Source organism: Bradyrhizobium sp. 153, assembly GCF_023073835.1.
Classification (GTDB): domain Bacteria; phylum Pseudomonadota; class Alphaproteobacteria; order Rhizobiales; family Xanthobacteraceae; genus Bradyrhizobium.
Window position 1 is genome coordinate 7,171 of record NZ_JADPKH010000144.1, and the last position, 7,928, is coordinate 15,098.

3 protein-coding genes are annotated in these 7,928 nt (G+C 59.3%); 2 read left to right on the forward strand and 1 reads right to left on the reverse strand.

Going from position 1 to position 7,928, the window contains the following annotated elements; genetic code table 11:
* Positions 1–19: 19 nt before the first annotated feature.
* Positions 20–4,924 (forward strand): hypothetical protein, encoded by a 4,905-nt coding sequence (locus tag IVA91_RS32285; RefSeq protein WP_346015548.1) that lies wholly within the window; start codon positions 20–22, stop codon positions 4,922–4,924.
* Positions 4,925–4,988: 64 nt separating this feature from the next.
* Positions 4,989–5,207, forward strand: coding sequence for a hypothetical protein (locus tag IVA91_RS32290; RefSeq protein WP_247279348.1), 219 nt, complete (start codon positions 4,989–4,991; stop codon positions 5,205–5,207).
* 783 nt (positions 5,208–5,990) lie between these two features.
* Here IVA91_RS32290 and IVA91_RS32295 read toward each other — a convergent pair.
* Positions 5,991–6,281, reverse strand: a complete 291-nt coding sequence (locus IVA91_RS32295; RefSeq protein WP_247279346.1) for a hypothetical protein — start codon at positions 6,279–6,281, stop codon at positions 5,991–5,993.
* Positions 6,282–7,928: the final 1,647 nt, after the last annotated feature.

Below are 7,928 nucleotides of genomic sequence, written 5' to 3' on the forward strand. Positions count from 1 at the left end.
CACCGCGATCGGCACCGCCATCGTGCAGAGCAACGGCAGCTGGAGCACCACGGTCACGCTCAACAACGGCCAGAACTCGCTGACCGCGCGGGTGAGCGATGCGGCCGGCAATACCGCGACCAGCGGCGCGGTGGTCTATTTTGTGGGCCTGACCGGCGCCATTCTCGGCGACGCCGGCGACAATACCCTGACTGGGACTGCCGGGAACGATGTATTCCAGGGCTTTGGCGGTAATGACATATTCAACGGCTTTTCGGGTGTTGATCGAGCGGTCTATGTCGACGCGACCGGGGGCATTATCGCCGATCTGACGGCAGGGACCGTGACGGGTCCAGGTGTCGGTACCGACACGTTGATCGGTATCGAAGCCATCCAGGGCAGCAACTTTGCCGACCATTACTCGGCGGTCGGCTTCAGCGGCAATTCCGGGGTCCCTGGTACACCAATTGGCCTCAACAATTTCGAAGGCTTGGGGGGAGATGACATCATCGCCGGAACGGTCAATCCTTCCGGCGAGAGTCTGACTCGCATTTCCTATGTCAGTGCGACAGCGGCAGTCGTCGTAGATTTCGCCGCGGGAACGGCGAACGGCGATTCGTCAGTCGGCAGCGACACTTTCACCAACGTCAACTCGGTCATTGGGTCGGCATTTGGAGACACGCTGCGGGGCAGCGACAATCCGAATGGTACGTTCGAGCAATATGACGGTCGTGGCGGCAACGATCTGATCGATGGCCGCGGCGGCTACGATTTCGCCATCTACAACAACGACGTCGCCACAGCCACGGGTATAACCATTAATCTTGCAAGCGGAACCGTCACTGGGGATGCGACGATCGGGACCGATACGCTGCGTTCAGTGGAAGCCGTCCGCGGCACCAAATTCGCTGATACTTACGATGCAACCGGTTTCAGCGGCACCAGCACCAATGCCGGATCGAGCGGCACCTTCAACAATTTTGAAGGCATGGGCGGCAACGACGCCGTCATCGGTAATGGCAACACCCGAATCCAATACACGCAATCAAGCGCCGGCGTGACCGTCGATTTCCTCGCGGGCACGGCGATCGGCGATGCCTCGGTGGGTACCGATACATTCACCGGCGTCAACGCCGTCATAGGCTCGATGTTTGCCGACATCTTTTCCGGCAGTGGCGCCAACGAGAACTTCATGGGCCTTGCCGGCGATGATTTTATCGACGGAAAAGGCGGCTTCGACACGGCGCAATATGCCAACCTCACCTTCACGACGGGTGGGATCAGCGTTCACCTTGCAGCTGGAACGGTGACAGGCGATGCCTCGAGCGGCACCGACACCTTGCGTTCAATCGAAGCCATTCAGGGCACTAACTTTATCGACACCTATGACGCGATCAATTTCGGCGTCACGGGAGCTATCGATGCCGCTACCGGCCTCCCCTATGCCAACGTCAGCAACAATGGCACCTTCAATCAATTTGAGGGAATGGGCGGTAACGACATCATCACCGGCAACGGCAACACGCGTCTGACCTACGCCAATGCGACCGGCCCTGTGACAATCACTTTCAGTCTCAATAGCTGGACCAGCACCACCAGTGGCGCGTCGGGGACCCTAACCGGTGATGGGTCCGTAGGCACCGACACCTTCTCGGGCGTTGGCTCGGTGTCAGGGTCGTCATTTGCCGACACCATCACCGGCTCTAACAATCCCAATGGTACAGCGGAAGATTTTGCGGGTCGCGGCGGCGATGACTTGATCGACGGTAAAGCTGGTTTTGACAGAGCGTTCTACAACAACGACGGGTCTGCGTCAGGTATTCAAGTCGATCTGGCTTCGGGCGTGGTGACCGGCGACGCTTCGATCGGAACAGACACTCTTCGGTCAATTGAGGCGATCCGCGGGACCGCCTTCGCCGACACTTATGTCGCGACCAATTTCGGGGTCTCCGGGCCGAATCTCGGCGATTTCGGTACTTTCAATGAGTTTGAGGGGATGGCCGGCAATGACACCATCACCGGCAACGGCAATACCCGCATTGCATTCTACAATGCCCTGGATGGAGTGACCGTCGATCTCGCCGCCGGCAACTCGCACGGGACGGCCCCTGGTGATGCCGCAGGTACCGGGACAGACACGTTCACCGGCGTGAATGCCGTCCGCGGCTCTTCGTTTGCCGACGTCATCCTCGGAGATGCCAATGCCAATACGCTCGACGGCAGGGATGGCAACGACCGGATCGATGGTCGTGGCGGTGCCGATACCCTGACTGGCGGGAACGGCTCTGACACCTTCGTCTATGCCAATGGCGGCGGAGCAGACACCATCACGGACTTTGACCGCACCCAGGGCGACAACATTGATCTGACAGGGTTGTCCGGCATCTTCACGCTCGCAGACGTTCAATCGAAATCGACGGTGAGTGCTGGCAATACCATAATCAGTTTCGGGAGCGGAAATACTCTGACGCTGATTGGTGTAACAAGCCTCCAACAAAGCGACTTCATCTTTCCGAACGCCACTAACGGCACCTCGAGCCCGGATGTGCTGCTCGGAACGAACCAAGCGGATGCAATTTACGCGCTTGCAGGAAATGATCGGCTTCAGGGATTCGGCGGCAACGATCTGCTCGATGGCGGAGCCGATTTCGACCGCGCTGTCTACACCGATGCCACGGGCGGGATCTCGGTCAACCTTGCGGCGGGCACGGCATCCGGTCCAGGAATGGGCACCGACGCGCTCGTTGCGATCGAAGCTGCGATTGGCAGTGATTTCGCGGACACATTCAATGCGACCGGTTTCGCAGGAGCCACCGGTATTCCCGGTACACCGGTCGGGTTTAACGAGTTCGAGGGTCGAGGCGGCAATGACACCATTGTAACTGCCGTAAACTCTTTGGGCGCGGCTCTGACGCGGGTTTCTTATGTGAGCGCCACCGCGGGTGTGACTGTCGATATCGCGGCCGGAACGGCGGATGGAGATGGATCCGTTGGTCACGACACGTTTGTCGGCTCGGGCATTATTGCAGTCTGGGCCTCTTCATTCGCCGACACCCTTTTCGGAAGCAACAATGGATTCGGCACGATCGAAGTATTTGCCGGCTTCGCTGGCGACGACGTGATCGACGGCCGCGGCGGCTTCGACCGTGTCGACTACAATAACGATCCGACCACCACGTCAGGTATCACCATCAATCTCGCGGCGGGCACCCTGACGGGAGATGCCACCGTTGGTCATGATACACTTGTGTCGATCGAAGCTGTCCGCGGCACCAATTTTGCCGACACCTACAACGCCTCCGGGTTTAGCAACACCAGCACGAACTCCGGTTCATCGGGGACCTTCAACGAGTTCACCGGCGAGGGCGGCAACGACATCATCACCGGCAATGGCAACACGCGTATCGGATTCAACAATGCGACCGCGGGCGTTGTGGTCGACATAGCAGCCGGCACGGCTACCGGTGACTCCTCGGTCGGAAGTGACACGTTCACCGGCGTGAATGCCGTCATGGGCACGATGTTCATCGATTCCCTGTCGGGAAGCGGCATCAACGAGACATTTACCGGACTTGGCGGCAACGACACGATTGACGGTCGCGGCGGCTTTGACACAGCCAGCTACAACAACATCTATCTTTCGACCGGCAGTGTCACCATTGACATGGCGAACGGCACGGCCACGGGCGATTCTTCGATTGGCGTGGACACGCTGCGCTCGATCGAAGCTATCCAGGGAACCATCCTTGCCGATACCTATGTGGCAACGGGATACGGCCTCGCAGGCGCTCTTAACGTCGGCAACAACGGCAGCTTCAACCAGTTCGAGGGGCTTGGTGGTGACGATGCCATCACCGGCAATGGCAACACGCGTCTGATCTACGCCAATGCGACCGGTCCTGTGACAATCACTTTCAGTCTCAATAGCTGGACCAGCACCACCAGTGGCGCGTCGGGGACCGTGACCGGCGATGGGTCCGTAGGCACCGATACCTTCTCGGGCGTTGGCTCGGTGTCAGGGTCGTCATTTGCCGACACCATCACCGGCTCTAACAATCCCAATGGTACAGCGGAAGATTTTGCGGGTCGCGGCGGCGATGACTTCATCGACGGTAAAGCTGGTTTTGACAGAGCGTTCTACAACAACGACGGGTCTGCGTCAGGTATTCAAGTCGATCTGGCTTCGGGCGTGGTGACCGGCGACGCTTCGATCGGAACAGACACTCTTCGGTCAATTGAGGCGATCCGCGGGACCGCCTTCGCCGACACTTATGTCGCGACCAATTTCGGGGTCTCCGGGCCGAATCTCGGCGATTTCGGTACTTTCAATGAGTTTGAGGGGATGGCCGGCAATGACACCATCACCGGCAACGGCAATACCCGCATTGCATTCTACAATGCCCTGGATGGAGTGACCGTCGATCTCGCCGCCGGCAACTCGCACGGGACGGCCCCTGGTGATGCCGCAGGTACCGGGACAGACACGTTCACCGCCGTGAATGCCGTCCGTGGTTCAGCCTTCGCTGACCTCATATTCGGCGATGCCGGCAACAACACATTGGATGGGCAAGCAGGAAATGACGTGATCCAGGGGCGCGGAGGCGCCGACACGTTGATAGGAGGAGCGGGAAACGACCAATTCGTCTTCACCGCGGTTTCCGACTCTACGATTGCAAGCCATGATACGATCAGTGATTTCGTTCATGGTGCAGATCTCATCGACACCTCGGCGATCGCGGGAGTGACGAGCGTGCAGGGCCTGCTAAGTGGAGGCGCCCAAGTTGCGGCGCATAGTATCGCTTGGATTCAGAGCGGCGCGAATACCATTGTCTACGTCAACAGCTCGGGCGTTGCGCAGAACCAAGGGTCGGCGGATATGGAAATTGTCTTGACCAGCGTCACTGCGAATACTTTGACCAATCAGGACTTTCTCTTCCAGATCTAACGGCGCAGTCGTAAACGTGCGCATTGAACGCTGCTCCTAGCCACAGCGTCAAGGAGACCGCCTCGTGTGCCGTTCGGTGACCCGCGCAGCGCCTGCTGAGAAAGCGCGGCTGGCGCGGCTTGCCGCTGAACGTGCAAAGAAAACCGAGCAGGACAAGGTGGCAGCCACGGCCAAGGCTGCTGAGGATGCGCGGCTCGCCGCCGAGAAAGCCAAACAGGTCGAGGAGACGAAAGCCGCCGCAGCCGAGCAACGGGGACTTTTAAAGGAGTTGCACGTAGGGTGAGTATTAAGGGATAGAATGCTCGCGAGGCGCTACAAGGCTCTCAACGCCATTCCTCAGGCAGCCCTAGCGCAAGATGAGCGCTCAAAGAAAAGCCCTGCTCGAAATCGCTGAGGAGTGGGCGCGCATCGAATACTGCGAACAGCACAAGCGCGGCAGTCCAAACGGGCGCGACTAAGGTTTGGGGCTACTCATTGGCAACAAGCGTTGAAACGATCGTTTCGGCTTATGTACGTCTGAAGAACCGGCAAGCCCTGGAGAATATGCAAGATCTTCGGCGCCAGTTGCTCGAACAGCTGCAGTGCACATCCAGCATCAACCCGGCTGACTCTCGAGATGCTCTGCTTGAGGACCTCCGGGTGATTGAGGATGGACTGGAGCAGCTCCAGCTGAGGCAGTAACGGGCGGCCGGCCAGTTCACGCAGACCTATGTGTTAACCAGGAGGTGCCGCGCCGACGTACGGAACGTCGCGGCACACGCAAGAGCTGCAGCGCCTGCGGTCTTGTCGCCGGGGCCATGTGAGAAGTGTTCACTTTGTAACACAGGTGAATGCCCGCCCCCGAGGGCGTGATATTCTGCCCGAATGCCAGAGACCGCCCCCCCGCCGAACTATTCGCACCGCTCGCTTGAACTGCTCTGCGGGCACCAAGCCGCCCTAACTGGCAATCCGAAAGCAAAGCGGGAGCTCGAGGAGATGGCCCGCGAGTACAAGCAAATGGCGGACTGGCACGAGAAGAATCCTAAGCCTGAAGAGTAAGGCCGCCTCAGTTGGTGGTCGGAGTGGCTTAATTTACTCGCGACGTGATCTCGCGAACATCACCCGGCCGGAGGTTTAGGGCTTCCATCTCCTGATCGCTCAACTCGTTATCGAGCAGGGCCGCGTTCCATCCTTCCGGAACGACATCCAAGACCGCATTAACCGCTTCGTCGCGAGGTGCCGCCACCGCCCAAAGCTTATGCTCTCGATTATCGGTCATGACCCGGACCAAGTGGATTTCCGATGCATTTGCCATAACCATTATGCGCACGACTTGCTTCTGTTCCAAACCGCGCAAGCCCGGCTTGGTTGGCGCCACCCACGCCACATCCGGAGTTATCTAGCAAGGAACGACTCTCCAGCCGAGAGGATTAAGATTTCGGTCTGTGGCGATATCTGGACCACTCCAGCTTCGCGACATCCACCCGGGACGGCCCATCGTTCGAACGCGCGTTTGGCGATGGGTCGGTTCTCGCTAGACCGCCGGCCTCTCCCTAGGAACTAGTAGCAGGCGTCTGGATTGGTGCTGTGCTCCGGCTCCAAGCCCCCCTGCGTGCCGGAGCGTCCCCAACGGCCCCAGCCGCCGCCAAAATGCTGGGGCCGCTGGCCATCAGTCCCTCGCTGCAGGCGCGCAGGATGGCGGCCACGCTTGCCGCAGGCATGGCAGACGAATCGCGGCTCGACCTGAGATATCCGGAGCCCGTCAGGGCCACTTGTCGACCTGGTCGGGCAGAGAGCTTCACGTTGTGGGCGCAGCTGGCAGAAGGCGATCAGATCTCGGACGCCTCTCGCGCGCATATCGCCGAGCGTAATCTTGACGGGGCGGCCGTCGACTTCGGTGCTGGTAAATGTCGGCTCGGGCGAGGCATGCCGCGATCAAAGCCGCATCGTAAGCACCTCGTTAATTATCAATCCCTTGGGCCGCGGAACGCGTGCGAGCTACTGGCTCGTGGGCGTGGAAAAGGCGATTGCAGAGCGCTCGCAGTCGACAGCGGCTGGCGGCACACCGCCGCCGGCTGAGGCGGTGAACGACAAGGGCGTGGGGCGATGGTCCCCCGGGCGCGCTCAGTCTGGGATTTGGGCTCGGACAACCAGCGTTGGCGCAAATGGCTTGCCAGCTAATCGAGAGCGGCCGTTTTTTGGGTCATAATTTCGTCGGCCACGTGACGACACGTCGTTAGGACAAATGCCGCTTTGCTGCATTGCCATTCATTACCGAGGGCAGCACTTGAGACTGGCTCGTGAGCGGCCAATCCTAATAGAGCGGCCGCGCCGATCAGCAAATTTACGACAACGAGCTTGCGTGCTTTGCGAGTCCACGTTGGGCTAATCATAGGGATAGTTCCCCTTCTGGGACATGCACTGGAAGAGAGAAGCCTGGGCCTCGTTTGTTTCAGGCCAACTTCGCAGCCCAGGGAAAATGGTTTCACGGCGATGATCTGGAGGATCGATTCGGAGACGTCTCGGTTAGGCGAGCATGGGCATCCCTTGCTTGTCCTACTTGTCTCTGCTTGCGTGAGCTCTGATGGGGTCACTTCCGGTTCGACATTAGGCCAGGGGCACCATGGGTGAGACCTCAATGAACCGCCCCCAAGTCGACAGCCGGCTGACGCAGCAATCTCAGGCGTAAAAGCAGACCTGAATGCTGCGCGCGCGAGAGCTTCCCGTTAGAGCTGACGAGGACGCCAATGGAGCCGGTGACGACTAGCAAGGTCCCTGCGATCATCAGGAAGTGCGGCAACTTCAAGGTTGCGAAAAGAGATATCCCTGAGTGGCAGCAAGACGAGCGGGTTCACCATTCAGGGGAGTGTCCGCCCTGGGGGTAAAGCGGAAAGCATATGCTCGCGCTGAGTTCTTCTCAGATTGACCGATTCCGTTGAAAAAGGCCGGCAGTATTTCGTTGTAATAGCTCCGTCGCGACTTGGCCGGAACTGCTCTTACTGACCCTATGCGAGCGTCGGGGTGG